The 14892-nt window shown below is 66.9% G+C and carries 21 protein-coding genes; 1 reads left to right on the forward strand and 20 read right to left on the reverse strand.

Annotation, left to right across the window (positions count from 1 at the left end; all coding sequences use genetic code 11):
- Positions 1 to 29: 29 nt before the first annotated feature.
- The gene (locus PH203_RS22480) at positions 30 to 1448 is read right to left on the reverse strand and encodes a polysaccharide deacetylase family protein (RefSeq protein ID WP_289922166.1); all 1419 of its coding nucleotides are present in this window, start codon (positions 1446 to 1448) and stop codon (positions 30 to 32) included.
- Between the two features lie 204 nt (positions 1449 to 1652).
- Between PH203_RS22480 and PH203_RS22485 the strand changes: the two genes are divergently transcribed.
- The gene (locus tag PH203_RS22485; protein WP_289922169.1) at positions 1653 to 3428 is read left to right on the forward strand and encodes a hypothetical protein; all 1776 of its coding nucleotides are present in this window, start codon (positions 1653 to 1655) and stop codon (positions 3426 to 3428) included.
- A gap of 56 nt (positions 3429 to 3484) precedes the next feature.
- On the opposite strand, the gene truA is transcribed toward PH203_RS22485, so the two are convergent.
- The 19 genes from truA to rplX form a co-directional block, all read right to left on the reverse strand.
- Positions 3485 to 4330 carry a tRNA pseudouridine(38-40) synthase TruA gene (truA, locus tag PH203_RS22490; protein ID WP_289922172.1) on the reverse strand — a complete coding sequence of 282 codons (846 nt, stop codon included), beginning with the start codon at positions 4328 to 4330 and terminating at the stop codon, positions 3485 to 3487.
- A 68-nt stretch (positions 4331 to 4398) separates the two neighbouring features.
- On the reverse strand, positions 4399 to 4911 hold the full coding sequence (rplQ, locus tag PH203_RS22495) for a 50S ribosomal protein L17 (protein WP_289922174.1): 513 nt from the start codon (positions 4909 to 4911) through the stop codon (positions 4399 to 4401).
- Between the two features lie 181 nt (positions 4912 to 5092).
- Positions 5093 to 6115 (reverse strand): DNA-directed RNA polymerase subunit alpha, encoded by a 1023-nt coding sequence (locus PH203_RS22500; RefSeq protein ID WP_003966937.1) that lies wholly within the window; start codon positions 6113 to 6115, stop codon positions 5093 to 5095.
- 125 nt (positions 6116 to 6240) lie between these two features.
- Positions 6241 to 6645: a 30S ribosomal protein S11 gene (rpsK, locus tag PH203_RS22505; RefSeq protein ID WP_003956432.1), complete on the reverse strand. Its 405-nt coding sequence runs from the start codon at positions 6643 to 6645 to the stop codon at positions 6241 to 6243.
- A 66-nt stretch (positions 6646 to 6711) separates the two neighbouring features.
- Positions 6712 to 7092, reverse strand: a complete 381-nt coding sequence (gene rpsM / locus PH203_RS22510; RefSeq protein WP_020135802.1) for a 30S ribosomal protein S13 — start codon at positions 7090 to 7092, stop codon at positions 6712 to 6714.
- 189 nt (positions 7093 to 7281) lie between these two features.
- Entirely contained in the window at positions 7282 to 7395 is a 114-nt protein-coding gene (rpmJ, locus tag PH203_RS22515; protein ID WP_003998809.1) for a 50S ribosomal protein L36, read from the reverse strand.
- 29 nt (positions 7396 to 7424) lie between these two features.
- Positions 7425 to 7646, reverse strand: a complete 222-nt coding sequence (gene infA / locus PH203_RS22520; RefSeq protein WP_003948620.1) for a translation initiation factor IF-1 — start codon at positions 7644 to 7646, stop codon at positions 7425 to 7427.
- A 168-nt stretch (positions 7647 to 7814) separates the two neighbouring features.
- Positions 7815 to 8651, reverse strand: coding sequence for a type I methionyl aminopeptidase (gene map / locus PH203_RS22525; protein WP_289922187.1), 837 nt, complete (start codon positions 8649 to 8651; stop codon positions 7815 to 7817).
- A gap of 101 nt (positions 8652 to 8752) precedes the next feature.
- On the reverse strand, positions 8753 to 9415 hold the full coding sequence (locus tag PH203_RS22530; protein WP_289922189.1) for an adenylate kinase: 663 nt from the start codon (positions 9413 to 9415) through the stop codon (positions 8753 to 8755).
- Positions 9415 to 10728 (reverse strand): preprotein translocase subunit SecY, encoded by a 1314-nt coding sequence (secY, locus tag PH203_RS22535; protein WP_289922192.1) that lies wholly within the window; start codon positions 10726 to 10728, stop codon positions 9415 to 9417. Before secY ends, PH203_RS22530 begins: the two co-directional genes overlap by 1 nt.
- 244 nt (positions 10729 to 10972) lie before the next feature.
- Positions 10973 to 11428, reverse strand: coding sequence for a 50S ribosomal protein L15 (gene rplO, locus PH203_RS22540; protein WP_003974249.1), 456 nt, complete (start codon positions 11426 to 11428; stop codon positions 10973 to 10975).
- A 2-nt stretch (positions 11429 to 11430) separates the two neighbouring features.
- Positions 11431 to 11613: a 50S ribosomal protein L30 gene (rpmD, locus tag PH203_RS22545; protein ID WP_003974250.1), complete on the reverse strand. Its 183-nt coding sequence runs from the start codon at positions 11611 to 11613 to the stop codon at positions 11431 to 11433.
- A gap of 2 nt (positions 11614 to 11615) precedes the next feature.
- Complete coding sequence (gene rpsE / locus PH203_RS22550) at positions 11616 to 12221, reverse strand: 30S ribosomal protein S5 (RefSeq protein WP_019753099.1); 606 nt, start codon at positions 12219 to 12221, stop codon at positions 11616 to 11618.
- Between the two features lie 36 nt (positions 12222 to 12257).
- Positions 12258 to 12641, reverse strand: a complete 384-nt coding sequence (rplR, locus tag PH203_RS22555) for a 50S ribosomal protein L18 (RefSeq protein ID WP_059192903.1) — start codon at positions 12639 to 12641, stop codon at positions 12258 to 12260.
- Positions 12642 to 12644: 3 nt separating this feature from the next.
- Positions 12645 to 13184 carry a 50S ribosomal protein L6 gene (rplF, locus tag PH203_RS22560; RefSeq protein WP_289922194.1) on the reverse strand — a complete coding sequence of 180 codons (540 nt, stop codon included), beginning with the start codon at positions 13182 to 13184 and terminating at the stop codon, positions 12645 to 12647.
- Between the two features lie 25 nt (positions 13185 to 13209).
- On the reverse strand, positions 13210 to 13608 hold the full coding sequence (rpsH, locus tag PH203_RS22565) for a 30S ribosomal protein S8 (protein ID WP_007384075.1): 399 nt from the start codon (positions 13606 to 13608) through the stop codon (positions 13210 to 13212).
- A 211-nt stretch (positions 13609 to 13819) separates the two neighbouring features.
- A complete protein-coding gene (locus tag PH203_RS22570) occupies positions 13820 to 14005 on the reverse strand; it encodes a type Z 30S ribosomal protein S14 (RefSeq protein ID WP_003956452.1) in 186 nt (61 codons plus the stop codon).
- Positions 14006 to 14010: 5 nt separating this feature from the next.
- The gene (gene rplE / locus PH203_RS22575) at positions 14011 to 14568 is read right to left on the reverse strand and encodes a 50S ribosomal protein L5 (protein ID WP_003974255.1); all 558 of its coding nucleotides are present in this window, start codon (positions 14566 to 14568) and stop codon (positions 14011 to 14013) included.
- Entirely contained in the window at positions 14568 to 14891 is a 324-nt protein-coding gene (gene rplX / locus PH203_RS22580; RefSeq protein ID WP_053674523.1) for a 50S ribosomal protein L24, read from the reverse strand. The genes rplE and rplX overlap by 1 nt, the downstream gene beginning before the upstream one ends.
- Position 14892: the final 1 nt, after the last annotated feature.

Here is a 14892-nt window from a genome sequence, read left to right on the forward strand (position 1 = left end):
TCCGCCGTCCGCCGTCCGCCGTCCGCCGGTCAGGCGTAGTACGCCATCGCCTCCTGGACGGTGAGCACGGTGATGCCCCGCTTCTCGATCTCCGCCGTCAGCTGAGCGAGGCCCGCCCGGCTGAGCTCGGTGCTCTGTGTCGGCGTGCCTTCCACGATCCGGTGCAGACAGAGGATGAGCCAGTCACCGCTGCGGGCACAACGGTCGAGCGCTCCGCCCGCGCCGATCACCTTGGCCAGGGTCGTGCCCCCGACACCGGATCCGTCATTGATGCCGGTCAACGCCTTGAGCCGATAGGGCATGGCCGGGGCGAAACTCTCGATCGTCTCGGAAATGATCGAGCGGGCCGTACTGAAGTGGCGGGCGGCCAGAAGATCGACCGGCACCCCGTCCGTGGTCTTCTGAAAAGCACCGTGCGGATAGGCGAAGTGCTCGCTGGTGAATCCGTTGCCGACGAGCCATTCCCGGAGCTTGCGGAAATCGTCGTCGACCTGCTGCGCGGTGAGCTTGGGATAACTCGCCGTATGCACCGCGTTGGCATACGAGTGCCCCGCCATCTCCCAGCCGGAGGAGTCCTGGAGAGAGCGCATCTTCGCGATGTTCAGGAAGGAACCGGTGCCTATCGCATCGGCGATGTTGTAAACGGTGCCCGGCATTCCGTGCGGATCCATGACCGGGCGGGCGAGGTCGTGGACGGAGGTGTGCGAGTCGTCGAAGGTCAGCGACACGACGCCCTGGGGGAAGACCGAGGTGGTGTCGGGCACGAGCTCGATCGCCTGCAGATGGTAGGTGACCGCGGCGCCCGCGTCGTCGTAGACCGCGAACGACATGTCGGTGAATCCCGACCGCACAGAGGGCTGCCCCTGCGCGGACAGCGTGTACGTCCCGGACGCGGAGGTGACGTCGGCCCACTCCAGATGGACGGTGACCCATTCCCCGGACTGGACGTAGTTGGTGCCGGTCGCCGAGTGGGTGTGCACCCGCCAGCTGAAGCTGTTCGCCAGCCCCCCGGTTCCCAGGTAGAAGGCGATCCTGCTGAGATGGGTGACGTCCGCCACCCGGAAGATGAGCCGGATCATCTTGCCGGTGAGGTCCAGGGCACCCATGCCGGTCTTGCGAACGTACGACTGGACACCGCTGCCCGCGGTGGTGACGCGTATCGAGCGGTCGCCGCGGGTGAACACCCCGGTGTCCTCCGCCGACGAAGCGGTGCCCGCACCGCCGGCCGTCCAGCCGTGTCCCGACTGGAACTGCTGGCTCCAGGTCGCCCGGCGATAGCGCGGCCGCCGTCCGGTCGGAGCATACGGCGGTATCCCCAGCCCGTCCGCCGGGGCAGCGCTCGCGGTGGCGGGCATGCCCAGCGCGCCGGCCGTCGCCAGTCCGCCCAACCCGGCCAGGCGCAACGCGGAGCGGCGGCCCACCGAAACGGAATCCTTGCTGCCTCTCAAAGGTTCTCCTCACTTCCACCGCATACGAATTGAGGACGTCTCAAGTCCCCTGCCTCAGGCATTAGTTCACTTTTTGCGTGTTCAATGTGACTATTGTGACAGCAAAATCTTCACGGGCCGGGTGAGATCGGTGATTCTCACATTCCGCCCGACTTCACAAGCCCGGGGGGGGGCTTTCGCATGCAGGGCACTGGAGGGGTTTTCATGAACAGAGCCGTTGGAGCGGCCGCACTGCTCGTGGCGGGACTCGGAGTGGGCGGAGCCTCCCCGGCCGCCGCGGCGACCGAGCCCTGCCGGCCGACGGAAGGCTTCACCCACTGCCGGATCTTCGACCACTCCGGTGCCGCCGTGGACTTCCAGGTACCCGCCGGGGTGGCGGAGCTGGACTTCCGCGGCTGGGGCATGGGCGGCGACGGCAACGCGTTCGCCGGCGGGGGCAACGCGGCCTATGTGGCGGGCTCGCTCGACGTCACCCCTGGTGAGCACCTGACCGTGAACGTGGGCGGCTGGCGCGTCGGCGGCAAGCTCTTCGGCGACGCGCTCGGCGGCAAGGCGGGCGAGGGCAGCTGGGGCGGACGGGGCGGCGCGAGCACCGCGGTCCGCGCCGCCGACGGTTCCGCCCTGTTCATCGCCGCCGGCGGCGGGGGCGGCGGTCATGGCGTCAGGGGCGTGGGCCGCGCCGGAAGCGGCGGCACCCAGGACGGCTACGACGCCACCGAGAAGGACCTCGGCGGCATGGGCGCGAAGGGCGGCCAGGGCGGTGCGGCCGGCGGCGAGGGCGGCAAGCCCGGCGCCGATCACACACAGGGGGGCGCCGGTGGTGACGGCGGCGCCACGGCGGGTGGCGGCGGCGCGGGCTACGCCGGCGGTGGCGGCGGCGCGGGCAGGACCGCGGCGGGTGACTCCGGCAGTGGCGGCGGCGGTTCCAGCTACGCCGACCCCGAGCGCACCTCCGACGTACGCATGCTGAGCAGCATCACCTCCGATCCGGCGGCCGAGGACGATCCGTTCTGGGTGCACAACCCGATCGACGACCAGACGCCGGATCTGGCCGGCATCGGCCAGGGCGGCTGGAACGAGGGCGGCGGCGACGGCCGCGTGGTCCTGCAGTGGAAGGACCCCAAGGGCACCCCCGTGGTGTCCGAGCTGACCCGGGAGTCCGGGGACGACCAGACCGTCCTCCCCGTCGATGTCTCCGACCCCATGGTGGTCGTGGCCCGCGACAGGAACGGCGAGCCGCTTCCCGACCAGAAGGTGACCTTCACCCTGGAGGATCCGGACGGCCTCGGGGTGAAGTGGGAGGACTTCCCGACCGAGGTGTACACGGACGCCCAGGGACGCGCCCAGTCCCCCGGCGTCATCACCGGCGAGACCGAGGGCGACTTCGCGGTCCGGGCCACCTCCGGCGACACCTCGACGACGTTCACCGCCCACGTCAAGCAGGGCATCTACTCGATCGAGATCACCGGCGGCGACGAGCAGCGGGCCAAGCCGGGCGAGGCCTTCGCCGACCCGCTCGGCGTCAAGGTGGCCAAGCCCGGCGTCCCGGTGGCCGACACCCCGGTCGAGTTCAGGGTGGAGGACGACACCGAGGGCGCCCCGGTGTTCGAGGGTGACAAGCGCACGGCGTTCGTCACCACGAACGCAAGGGGCGAGGCCTCGGCCCCCGAACTCACGGCCGGCACGGAAGAGGGCACATACACCGTCGTGGCGACGGTCGGCGAGGCCACGGCCCGCTTCACCCTGGAGGTCACAGAGGAAGAGGCGACCTCCTCCCCCTCGCCGAGCCCCTCCGGCACCTCGGACACGGCCACGGGCGGCTCGGACACGGACAGTGGTACGGGCGCGCAGGGCGACTCGGGGTCCCTGGCCCTGACCGGCGCCGCGGGCATCGGCACCCTCGCCGGGGTGGCCGCGGCCCTCACCGCGCTCGGCTGGGCCGCCACGCGCCTGCGCACCCGCTCCCGCACGAACGACTGACCTCGCCCGAACGAGAGGGGGCTCCGCGATACCCACCGCGGAGCCCCTGTCTCCTGCTAGTGCACCTGCCCCCGCACCCGCCGAGCCTGCCGCTGCCGCTCGGCAAGCAGCCCGTCCGCCGGATAGGCGACCTCCTCCAGCGTCAGCCCATGCGGCCGTACGACGTGCACGGCACTGTCCCTGACCCCGGCGTCCAGCACCTTCCGCGGCCACTCCACACCCCGGTGCCCGTCCCCCACGAACAGCAGCGCACCCACCATGGACCGCACCTGGTTGTGGCAGAAGGCGTCGGCCCGGACCTCGATCTCGACGACCCCGCCCTCGGTCCGCCGCACCCCGAAGTCGAAGATCTCCCGCACGGTCGAGGCCCCCTCGCGCTTCTTCGCGTAGGCGGCGAAGTCATGCTCCCCGACCAGCGACTTCGCGGCCGCGTCCATGACATCGACATCCAGCTCCCAGTCGTGCCAGAGCACATGGTTGCGCAGCAGCGGATCCACACCCCCGGGCCGGTCCCCGACCCGGTACACATACCGCCGCCACAGCGCCGCGAACCGGGCGTTGAACCCCTCGGCCGCCTCCGTGAGCGCCCACACCCGCACATCCTTGGGAAGCCGACCGGCAAGCCGCTTCAGCAGCTTCTCCCGGTGCTCCGCCCACAGCGCCTCCGGCAGATCGACATGGGCCACCTGCCCCCGGGCGTGCACCCCGGCGTCAGTCCTCCCCGCCACAGTCAGCTCATACGTCGTCTCCCCCGACCGCGTCACCGTCCGCAGCGCATCCTCGATCTCCGCCTGCACGGTCCGCTGCCCACCGGCCTGCTTGGCCCACCCACGGAAGTCGGTCCCGTCGTAGGAGAGGTCGAGACGGACACGTACGAACCCGGGCGCTGCTTCTTCACTCACAGGGAGATCCTCTCAGGAACACGAAAGCGGGCCCGCTCCAGAAAAGGAACGGGCCCGCTTCGGAACGCTTACGCGTCCTTCGACTCCTCGGCGGGAGCCTCAGCGGCGTCCTCGACGACGTCCTCGGACTTGGCCTCGACAGCCTCGTCCTTCTTCAGGGCGTCTTCCTTGACCGCACGCTTGGTGGCGGCCTCGGCCTCGCCGGTGGCCTCCTGCGCGACCGTCAGCGCCTCGACCAGCTCGATGACAGCCATGGGCGCGTTGTCGCCACGACGGTTACCGATCTTGGTGATACGGGTGTAGCCACCCGGACGGTTCTCGTACCGCGGGCCGATCTCGGTGAAGAGCGTGTGGACGATGCTCTTGTCCGTGATGACCTGGAGCACCTGGCGGCGGTTGTGAAGGTCGCCCTTCTTCGCCTTGGTGACCAGACGCTCGGCGTAGGGCCGCAGACGGCGGGCCTTCGCCTCGGTGGTGGTGATGCGGCCGTGCTCGAAGAGGCTCTTCGCCAGGTTCGCGAGGAGCAGCTTCTCGTGCGCGGCGCTGCCGCCCAGACGGGCACCCTTGGTGGGCTTCGGCATGGTGTTTCTCCTGTATGTCTGCCCCGGCCGTACTAGGTACCGGGGTCAGTATCCGAGCGAGCGGTTGCCCGTCGGAGATCCGAGCAGGGCCCCGAAGGGGCCCGCTCGGAAGGGGCGCGGGGAACTGCGCGATCAAGCACAGCGCACCCGCACCCAAGATCGAACCGCATGGCCCGAGCTCTTAGTACTGCTCGGTCTCCACGAAGCCCGCGTCCGCGTCGTCGTCCGCGCCGAACGCGTCCGCCGCAGCGGTGGGGTCGAACCCGGGAGGCGAGTCCTTGAGCGCCAGGCCCATACCCGCCAGCTTCGCCTTGACCTCGTCGATCGACTTCGCACCGAAGTTGCGGATGTCGAGCAGGTCGGCCTCGGAGCGGGCGACGAGCTCACCCACGGAGTGGATGCCCTCACGCTTGAGGCAGTTGTACGACCGAACGGTGAGCTCCAGCTCCTCGATCGGCAGCGCCAGGTCAGCGGCGAGGGCGGCGTCCGTCGGGGACGGACCCATGTCGATGCCCTCGGCGTCGATGTTGAGCTCGCGGGCCAGACCGAACAGCTCGACCAGGGTCTTACCGGCCGACGCCATGGCGTCGCGGGGACGCATGGCCTGCTTGGTCTCGACGTCGACGATCAGCTTGTCGAAGTCGGTGCGCTGCTCGACACGAGTCGCCTCGACCTTGTACGTGACCTTCAGAACCGGCGAGTAGATGGAGTCGACCGGGATACGGCCGATCTCCTGGCCCACCTGCTTGTTCTGGACGGCGGAGACGTAACCACGGCCACGCTCGACCGTGAGCTCCATCTCCAGCTTGCCCTTGCCGTTGAGCGTGGCGAGGACGAGGTCGGGGTTGTGCACCTCGACACCGGCCGGGGGCGCGATGTCGGCGGCGGTGACCAGACCCGGGCCCTGCTTGCGCAGGTACATCACGACCGGCTCGTCGTGCTCCGAGGAGACGACCAGCTGCTTGATGTTGAGGATCAGGTCGGTGACGTCCTCCTTGACGCCCGGCACGGTGGTGAACTCGTGCAGCACGCCGTCGATCCGGATCGAGGTGACGGCGGCACCCGGGATCGAGGAGAGGAGGGTACGACGGAGGGAGTTGCCGAGGGTGTAACCGAAGCCCGGCTCCAGCGGCTCGATCACGAACCGGGAGCGGAACTCGTCGACGACCTCTTCGGTCAACGAGGGACGCTGAGCGATCAGCATGTGATTCCTTCAGTTCAGGGGCACCCACTATTTGATGCCCTGAGGTACTGCACAGGTATTACAAGGGTACGGGCGATACGACCCTTGCAGAGCCGTACCGCCCGAGAAGCCCGAGTGAAGCGAGGTCAGACGCGACGACGCTTCGGCGGACGGCAGCCGTTGTGCGGGGTGGGCGTGACGTCCTGGATGGAGCCGACCTCGAGACCGGTCGCCTGCAGCGAACGGATGGCCGTCTCGCGACCCGAACCCGGGCCCTTGACGAACACGTCAACCTTGCGCATGCCGTGCTCCTGCGCGCGGCGGGCGGCCGACTCGGCGGCCATCTGCGCGGCGAAGGGGGTGGACTTGCGCGAGCCCTTGAAGCCGACGTGGCCGGCGGAGGCCCAGGAGATCACGTTGCCCGAGGGGTCCGTGATCGAGACGATCGTGTTGTTGAACGTGCTCTTGATGTGGGCGTGCCCGTGAGCGACGTTCTTCTTTTCCTTGCGGCGCACCTTCTTGGCAGCGCCCTGACGACCCTTGGGGGGCATCTGTACTCCTACGGGAGGTGGTCGGTCCTACAGCGAAGACCGCTGGACTGCGAAGTCCGCTGTGGACTACTTCTTGCCCGGCTTCTTCTTGCCGGCGATGGCGCGACGCGGGCCCTTGCGGGTACGAGCGTTCGTGCTGGTGCGCTGACCGCGGACGGGCAGACCACGACGGTGACGGAGACCCTGGTAGCAGCCGATCTCGACCTTGCGGCGGATGTCGGCCTGGATCTCGCGACGGAGGTCACCCTCGGTCTTGATGTTGTTGTCGACGTACTCACGAATCGCGACGAGCTGCTCCTCGGAGAGGTCGCGAACGCGGGTGTTCGGGTCGATGCCGGTCTCGGCCAGCGTCTGCTGGGAGAGCGTCCGGCCGATGCCGAACACGTAGGTCAGGGCGACCTCCACGCGCTTTTCGCGCGGGATGTCAACACCGGAAACGCGTGCCATTCAATGGCTCCTGGTGATCTTCGGAGGTCTGCCGCAGAACCGACTCCCAGCCGCCGTACCAGGTACGAACTGGGTCCCCAGCCTCCGAACCGGGGGTGTCAGACGGACGTACGCCGCCTGGGTCCTGCGTATGAACAAATTCAGCTCGCGTCGCGCGAAAATCTGCGGATGCAGAGGAAAGGTCGGCGATCAGCCCTGGCGCTGCTTGTGGCGCGGGTTCTCGCAGATGACCATGACCCGACCGTGACGGCGGATCACCCTGCACTTGTCGCAGATCTTCTTGACGCTCGGCTTGACCTTCATGGGATTGAGGTTCTCCGAGTCAGAGGGATCTACTTGTACCGGTAGACGATCCGGCCACGCGTCAGGTCGTACGGAGACAGCTCCACCACGACCCGGTCGTCAGGGAGGATGCGGATGTAGTGCATACGCATCTTGCCGCTGATGTGTGCCAGGACCTGGTGGCCGTTCTGGAGCTCGACCTTGAACATGGCGTTCGGAAGAGACTCGACGACAGTGCCCTCGATCTCGATGGCACCTTGCTTCTTGGCCACGCTTCGCCCTTCGAATCGACTACCTTGATCGACTCCCACGCTTTTCCCTTGCGGGGCATGCGGACATGCGGGTGCACGAGAGCCGACGAGTCAGTCTACGTCAGCACACCCGGAAAGACGAATCGAGGAAGGATGCCCCGACGGGGAGATCCTTAAGCACGACACCGCTCAGGCCAGCGGGTCGGGAGCGGCCGTGATGCCGTACTCCGCGAGCTTCGCCTTACCCCCGTCGGGAGCCGTCAGCACCAGCGGACCGTCCACGGTCAGCGCGACGGAGTGCTCCCAGTGCGAGGACCACGTCCCGTCGGTCGTGATGACCGTCCAGTCGTCGGAGAGCACCTCGGTCCGGGGGGTGCCCAGGGACACCATCGGCTCGATCGCGAGGCAGAACCCGGGGACCAGCTTCGGGCCCTTGCCCCGCCGCCGGTCGACGTAGTTCAGCAGATGGGGGTCCATGTGCATCTCGGTGCCGATGCCGTGGCCGCCGTAGTCCTCGACGATGCCGTACTTGCCGCCGCCCGGCTTCGGCTGCCGGCGGATGTACGTCTCGATGGCCCGGGAGACGTCCACCAGGCGGTTGCCCTGCTTCATGGCCGCGATACCGGCCCACATGGACTCTTCCGTGACCCGGGAGAGCTCGATCAGCTCCGGAGCGTGACCGGAGCCCACGAAGGCCGTGTAGGCGGCGTCACCGTGCCAGCCGTCGATGATCGCGCCGCAGTCGACGGAGATGATGTCGCCGTCCTTGAGGACGACGTCCTCGGACGGGATGCCGTGGACCACGACCTCGTTCACGGAGGTGCAGATCGTCGCCGGGAAGCCGCCGTACCCCAGGAAGTTCGACTTCGCCCCGTGCTCGGCGAGCACCTTGCGCGCGACGTCGTCCAGATCCTTCGTGGACGCCCCCGGCACGGCGGCCTCACGCGTGGCCGCGTGGATGGCGGCGACGACCAGCCCCGCCGCACGCATCTTTGCGATCTGCTCGGGGCTCTTGATCTGCACCATGGGGGTCCTGCGCTCTCCGTCACTCGACCGGTTCGGGTTACCTGCACAACAGTACGGCCGTGCAGTCCCTCGGGACTCCACGGCCGTACCAGGAACGACGACTACTGGTCGTCGCCCTCACGCTTCAGCGCGGCCAGCGCACGAGTGGTGACCTCGTCCACCGGGCCCATGGCCTCGATCGTGACGACCAGACCCTGCGACTTGTAGTAGTCGATGATCGGCTCGGTCTGCGTGTGGTAGACCTCGAGCCGGGTGCGGACCGTGTCCTCGGAGTCGTCGTCACGCTGGTACAGCTCGCCACCGCAGACGTCGCAGACGCCCTCCTCGGCCGGCTTCTTGTACGTCACGTGGAAGACGTGCGAGGAGTCGTTACGGCAGATTCGCCGGCCGGCGATCCGCTGGACGACCTCCTCCTCGGGGGCCTCCAGGTCCAGCACCGCGTCCAGCTTGATGCCCTCGGTGGTGAGCAGTTCGTCCAGCGCCTCGGCCTGCGAGACGTTCCGCGGGAAGCCGTCCAGCAGGAAGCCGTTCACGGCGTCCGGCTGCTCCATACGGTCCTTCGCCATCGCGATGGTGACCTCGTCGGGGACGAGGTTGCCGGCGTCCATGTAGGACTTCGCGAGTTTGCCCAGGTCCGTCTGCTGGCTGATGTTGGCGCGGAACAGGTCGCCCGTGGAGATGTGCGGGACACGCAGCTTCTCGGCAAGGCGCGTGGCCTGCGTTCCCTTTCCGGCGCCAGGCGGCCCGACGAGGACGATTCGCATCAGCGGAGGAACCCTTCGTAATTGCGCTGCTGGAGCTGACTCTCGATCTGCTTCACGGTCTCGAGACCCACACCCACGATGATCAGGATGCTGGTACCGCCGAACGGGAAGTTCTGGTTTGCCCCGAAACCAGCCAACGCAATTGTCGGGACGAGAGCGATCAGGCCCAAGTACAGCGAACCCGGCCAGGTGATCCGGTTGAGTACGTACGAGAGGTACTCAGCGGTCGGTCGGCCAGCCCGGATGCCCGGGATGAAGCCACCATACTTCTTCATGTTGTCGGCGACTTCCTCGGGGTTGAACGAGATAGCCACGTAGAAGAAGGCAAAGAACACGATCAGCAGGAAGTACAAAGTGATGTAAATCGGGTGATCACCCTTGACGAGGTTCTGCTCGATCCAGGTTTTCCAGCCCGAGGTGCCACTCGAGAACTGCGCGATGAGGGCCGGGATGTAGAGCAGCGACGACGCGAAGATGACGGGAATCACACCCGCCTGGTTCACCTTCAGCGGGATGTACGTGGACGTACCGCCGTAGGCGCGGCGGCCGATCATCCGCTTCGCGTACTGCACCGGAATACGGCGCTGGGCCTGCTCGACGAAGACCACCAGGCCGACCATGACCAGGCCGACGATGATGACAGTGCCGAACTCGATCCAGCCGTCGGCCAGCGTGCCGGACTTCTTGATGGACCACAGCGCGGCCGGGAAGGTCGCGGCGATCGAGATGAACATCAGGATCGACATGCCGTTGCCGATGCCGCGGTCGGTGATGAGCTCACCGAGCCACATGACGACGGCCGTACCGGCGGTCATGGTGATGACCATGACGACGGTGGCAAAGATCGAGCGGTCCGGGACGATTCCCGACGCGGCGGTGCAGCCCTGGAACAGAGCGCCGCTGCGGGCGGTGGCGACGAGGCCGGTGCCCTGCAGAATGGCGAGCGCCACGGTCAGGTAGCGGGTGTACTGCGTGATCTTCGCCGTACCGGCCGAGCCCTCCTTCTTGAGGGCTTCCAGGCGCGGGATCACGACGGTCAGTAGCTGCAGGATGATGCTCGCCGTGATGTACGGCATGATCCCGAGCGCGAAGATGGTGATCTGCAGCAGCGCTCCGCCGCTGAACATGTTGATCAGCCCAAGAGGACCCGTGTTTGCGGACGCCTCGTCGACGCACTGCTGAACGGACTTGTAGTCGATGCCCGGAATCGGGATGTGGGTACCAACCCGGTACACCACGATGATGCCCAGCGTGAAGAGCAGCTTCTTGCGCAGGTCGGGCGTCTTGAACGCCCGGGCGAACGCGGTGAGCACGGTGCCTCCTGCGACCCCCGCGCTACTGCGTCAGAGGTGACGGTCTTGAGGTTCGACGGATAAAGACGAATACGTAACGGCCAGCTGCCGCTCAGAGTGCCCCACGTGAAGCACCCTGTGAAAGTTGGCAGTGCAGGCCACCTTACCGGCGCAACTGCCACCCTAGGAACGACCAACCGGGGATACCCCATTTGTGGGGTATCCCCGGTCGGGATCGCTCAAGTCATCGAGACGCCTGTGGTGTTCAGACGAGCTCGGTGACGGTGCCGCCGGCGGCGGTGATCTTCTCCTTGGCGGAGCCGGAGACGGCGTCGACCGTCACCTGCAGCGCCACGGAGATCTCGCCCTGGCCGAGGACCTTGACGAGGCTGTTCTTGCGAACGGCGCCCTTGGCCACCAGACCCTCGACCGTGACCTCGCCACCCTCGGGGTAGAGCGCGGCCAGCTTGTCGAGGTTCACGACCTGGAACTCGGTCTTGAACGGGTTCTTGAAGCCCTTCAGCTTCGGAAGACGCATGTGGAGGGGCATCTGCCCACCCTCGAAGCGCTCCGGAACCTGGTAGCGGGCCTTCGTGCCCTTGGTACCACGACCGGCCGTCTTACCCTTCGACGCCTCACCACGACCCACACGGGTCTTGGCGGTCTTGGCGCCCGGGGCGGGACGGAGGTTGTGGATCTTGAGCGGGTTGTTCTCCGCCATGATCAGTCGACCTCCTCGACCGTCACGAGGTGGCGGACGGTGTGCACCATGCCGCGGAACTCGGGGCGGTCCTCCTTGACGACCTGCGTGTTGATGCCCTTGAGACCAAGGGAACGCAGGGTGTCACGGTGGTTCTGCTTGCTGCCGATGTAGGACTTGACCTGCGTAATCTTGAGCTGCGCCATGATTACGCACCCGCCCCGGCACGCGCACGGAGAAGAGCCGCGGGAGCGACGTCCTCGAGGGGCAGACCACGGCGGGCCGCGATCTCCTCGGGACGCTGCAGACCCTTCAGGGCCTCCACGGTCGCGTGCACGATGTTGATGGCGTTGTCGGAGCCGAGCGACTTCGACAGCACGTCGTGGATACCGGCGCACTCGAGCACGGCACGCACCGGGCCACCGGCGATAACACCGGTACCGGGGGACGCGGGCTTGAGCAGAACGACGCCGGCAGCCTTCTCACCCTGGATGGGGTGCGGGATGGTGCCCTGGATACGGGGGACCTTGAAGAAGTGCTTCTTGGCCTCCTCAACACCCTTGGCGATGGCGGCCGGCACCTCCTTGGCCTTGCCGTAACCGACACCCACGGTGCCGTCACCGTCGCCCACCACGACCAGCGCGGTGAAGCTGAAGCGACGACCACCCTTCACAACCTTGGCGACACGGTTGATCGCGACGACACGCTCAACGTAAGCGGTCTTCTCGGCGGCAGCAGCGCCACCGTCACGACCCTTACGGTCCCGCCGCTCGCCGCCACCGGCACCGCTTCCGCGGCGCTGGGGTCCAGCCATTGGATTACCTCTCTCTTTCCGCTAGCTACGAGCGGCTCAGAACTTGAGCCCGGCTTCGCGGGCGGCGTCCGCCAGGGCGGCGATGCGCCCGGCGTACTGGTTGCCACCACGGTCGAATACGACAGCCTCGACACCGGCGGCCTTGGCGCGCTCGGCGACCAGGGCGCCGACCGACTTGGCCTGCGCGGACTTGTCGCCCTCGTTGCCGCGGATCGAGGTGTCCAGGGTCGACGCCGACGCCAGGGTGTGACCCTTGATGTCGTCGATGACCTGGGCCACGATGTGGCGGTTCGAGCGCGTGACTACGAGACGCGGACGCTCAGCCGTACCCGAGATGTTCTTACGGATACGGATGTGACGGCGCTTGATCGCGGCGCGCTTGTAGGCGTCGCCCTTGAGGATCTTCTGTCCGTATGCCATGGCTTACTTACCCGCCTTTCCGACCTTGCGGCGGATGACTTCGCCCTCGTACTTGACGCCCTTGGCCTTGTACGGGTCGGGCTTGCGCAGCTTGCGGATGTTGGCCGCAACCTCGCCGACCTTCTGCTTGTCGATGCCCTCGACCGAGAACCGGGTGGGGGCCTCCACCTTGAAGGTGATGCCCTCGGGGGCCTCGACGGTGATCGGGTGGCTGTAGCCCAGAGCGAACTCCAGGTTCGAACCCTTGGCGGTCACTCGGTAACCGACACCGCTGATCTCGAGCTTCTTCACGTAACCCTCGGTCACGCCGGTGATCATGTTCGCCACCAGCGTGCGGGACAGGCCGTGCAGGGCCTTGTTCTGACGCTCGTCGTTCGGGCGGGTGACGTTCAGAACGCCGTCCTCACCCTTAGCGATCTCGATCGGCGCAGCGACGGTGTGGGTCAGCGAGCCCTTGGGGCCCTTGACCGAGACCGTGCGGCCGTCGATGGTGACGTCCACGCCGGCGGGAACCGTGATGGGGAGCTTGCCAATACGCGACATAGCTTTTTCCTCCGATTCCTTTCCGCTACCAGACGTAGGCGAGGACTTCCCCACCCACGCCCTTCTTGCCGGCCTGCTTGTCGGTCAGGAGACCGTGCGACGTGGAGATGATCGCCACGCCGAGGCCACCGAGGACCTTGGGCAGGTTGGTGGACTTCGCGTAAACCCGGAGACCGGGCTTGGAGATCCGCTTGATGCCCGCGATGGAGCGCTCACGGTTGGGGCCGAACTTCAGCTCCAGGACGAGGTTCTTGCCGACCTCGGCGTCCTCGACCTTCCAGCCCGTGATGAAGCCCTCCTGCTGGAGGATCTCCGCGATGTGCGACTTGATCTTCGATGCCGGCATCGTCACGGAGTCGTGGTATGCCGAGTTCGCGTTCCGCAGACGCGTAAGCATGTCTGCGATCGGATCAGTCATGGTCATGAATTGGCCTTCGGCCTCTCTCGCCGGGGTTTCCAGGTGCCCATCCCTCTCCTCGATCCGAGACGAGGCGGGTGCGGTGCGGTGGACCTACGGCGTAGTAAGTCGTACGGGCGTCAGGGCGCCCAACCCTCCCAGCCTAAGCCATGGAGGGGTGGGCCCCTGACCACCCAGATGCTTACCGAGAGCTTCGGGAATCCCTAAAAAGCGGGGATTACCAGGAGCTCTTGGTCACGCCCGGCAGCTCGCCACGGTGAGCCATCTCACGAAGGCACACGCGGCACAGGCCGAACTTGCGGTACACGGAGTGCGGACGGCCGCAGCGCTGGCAGCGGGTGTACGCACGCACACCGAACTTGGGCTTGCGAGCAGCCTTGGCAATCAGAGCCTTCTTCGCCATCTCGCTCACGCCTCCTTGAAGGGGAAGCCGAGGTGACGAAGGAGCGCGCGGCCCTCAGCGTCGTTGGTCGCCGTGGTCACCACGGTGATGTCCATGCCCCGGGTACGGTCGATCTTGTCCTGGTCGATCTCGTGGAACATGACCTGCTCGGTGAGACCGAAGGTGTAGTTGCCACGGCCGTCGAACTGCTTGGGGGACAGACCACGGAAGTCGCGGATGCGCGGGAGCGCGAGCGACAGGGTGCGGTCCAGGAACTCCCACATGCGGTCGCCACGGAGCGTGACGTGGGCACCGATCGGCTGGCCCTCACGCAGCTTGAACTGCGCGATGGACTTGCGGGCCTTGGTGACGGCCGGCTTCTGACCGGTGATCGTGGTGAGGTCGCGGATGGCGCCCTCGATCAGCTTGGAGTCGCGGGCGGCGTCGCCCACACCCATGTTGACCACGATCTTGACGAGGCCGGGGATCTGCATGACGTTCTCGTAGGAGAACTCCTCACGCAGCTTGCCCGCGATCTCCTCGCGGTACTTCGTCTTGAGACGCGGAGTCGTGGTGGTAGCCATCAGATGTCCTCACCCGTCCGCTTGGCAACGCGGATCTTGTTGCCCTCGTCGTCGAAGCGGTAACCGACACGCGTGACGACCTTGTTGCCGTCCTTCTCCACGACCAGCTGGACGTTGGAGACGTGGATCGGGGCCTCGGTCGTGACGATGCCGCCGGCCTGGGAACCGCGAGCGGTCGGGCCGGCCTTGGTGTGCTTCTTGACCCGGTTGACACCCTCGACCAGGACACGCTCGTCGCGCGGGTAAGCGGCAATGACCTTGCCCTGCTTGCCCTTGTCCTTGCCGGTGATGACCTGGACCAGGTCGCCCTTCTTGATCTTCATG

It is taken from the genome of Streptomyces sp. S.PB5 (genome assembly GCF_030403745.1).
In the GTDB taxonomy this organism is placed as follows: domain Bacteria; phylum Actinomycetota; class Actinomycetes; order Streptomycetales; family Streptomycetaceae; genus Streptomyces.

Coding starts and splice junctions, on each gene's coding strand:
- PH203_RS22485 (WP_289922169.1), top strand. CDS start 1,653: ATGAACAGAGCCGTTGGAGCGGCCGCACTGCTCGTGGCGGGACTCGGA.
- rplQ (WP_289922174.1), bottom strand. CDS start 4,911: ATGCCGAAGCCCACCAAGGGTGCCCGTCTGGGCGGCAGCGCCGCGCAC.
- PH203_RS22500 (WP_003966937.1), bottom strand. CDS start 6,115: ATGCTGATCGCTCAGCGTCCCTCGTTGACCGAAGAGGTCGTCGACGAG.
- rpsK (WP_003956432.1), bottom strand. CDS start 6,645: ATGCCCCCCAAGGGTCGTCAGGGCGCTGCCAAGAAGGTGCGCCGCAAG.
- rpsM (WP_020135802.1), bottom strand. CDS start 7,092: ATGGCACGCGTTTCCGGTGTTGACATCCCGCGCGAAAAGCGCGTGGAG.
- rpmJ (WP_003998809.1), bottom strand. CDS start 7,395: ATGAAGGTCAAGCCGAGCGTCAAGAAGATCTGCGACAAGTGCAGGGTG.
- map (WP_289922187.1), bottom strand. CDS start 8,651: ATGGTGCAGATCAAGAGCCCCGAGCAGATCGCAAAGATGCGTGCGGCG.
- PH203_RS22530 (WP_289922189.1), bottom strand. CDS start 9,415: ATGCGAATCGTCCTCGTCGGGCCGCCTGGCGCCGGAAAGGGAACGCAG.
- rplO (WP_003974249.1), bottom strand. CDS start 11,428: ATGGCGGAGAACAACCCGCTCAAGATCCACAACCTCCGTCCCGCCCCG.
- rpmD (WP_003974250.1), bottom strand. CDS start 11,613: ATGGCGCAGCTCAAGATTACGCAGGTCAAGTCCTACATCGGCAGCAAG.
- rpsE (WP_019753099.1), bottom strand. CDS start 12,221: ATGGCTGGACCCCAGCGCCGCGGAAGCGGTGCCGGTGGCGGCGAGCGG.
- rplR (WP_059192903.1), bottom strand. CDS start 12,641: ATGGCATACGGACAGAAGATCCTCAAGGGCGACGCCTACAAGCGCGCC.
- rplF (WP_289922194.1), bottom strand. CDS start 13,184: ATGTCGCGTATTGGCAAGCTCCCCATCACGGTTCCCGCCGGCGTGGAC.
- rpsH (WP_007384075.1), bottom strand. CDS start 13,608: ATGACCATGACTGATCCGATCGCAGACATGCTTACGCGTCTGCGGAAC.
- PH203_RS22570 (WP_003956452.1), bottom strand. CDS start 14,005: ATGGCGAAGAAGGCTCTGATTGCCAAGGCTGCTCGCAAGCCCAAGTTC.
- rplE (WP_003974255.1), bottom strand. CDS start 14,568: ATGGCTACCACCACGACTCCGCGTCTCAAGACGAAGTACCGCGAGGAG.
- rplX (WP_053674523.1), bottom strand. CDS start 14,891: ATGAAGATCAAGAAGGGCGACCTGGTCCAGGTCATCACCGGCAAGGAC.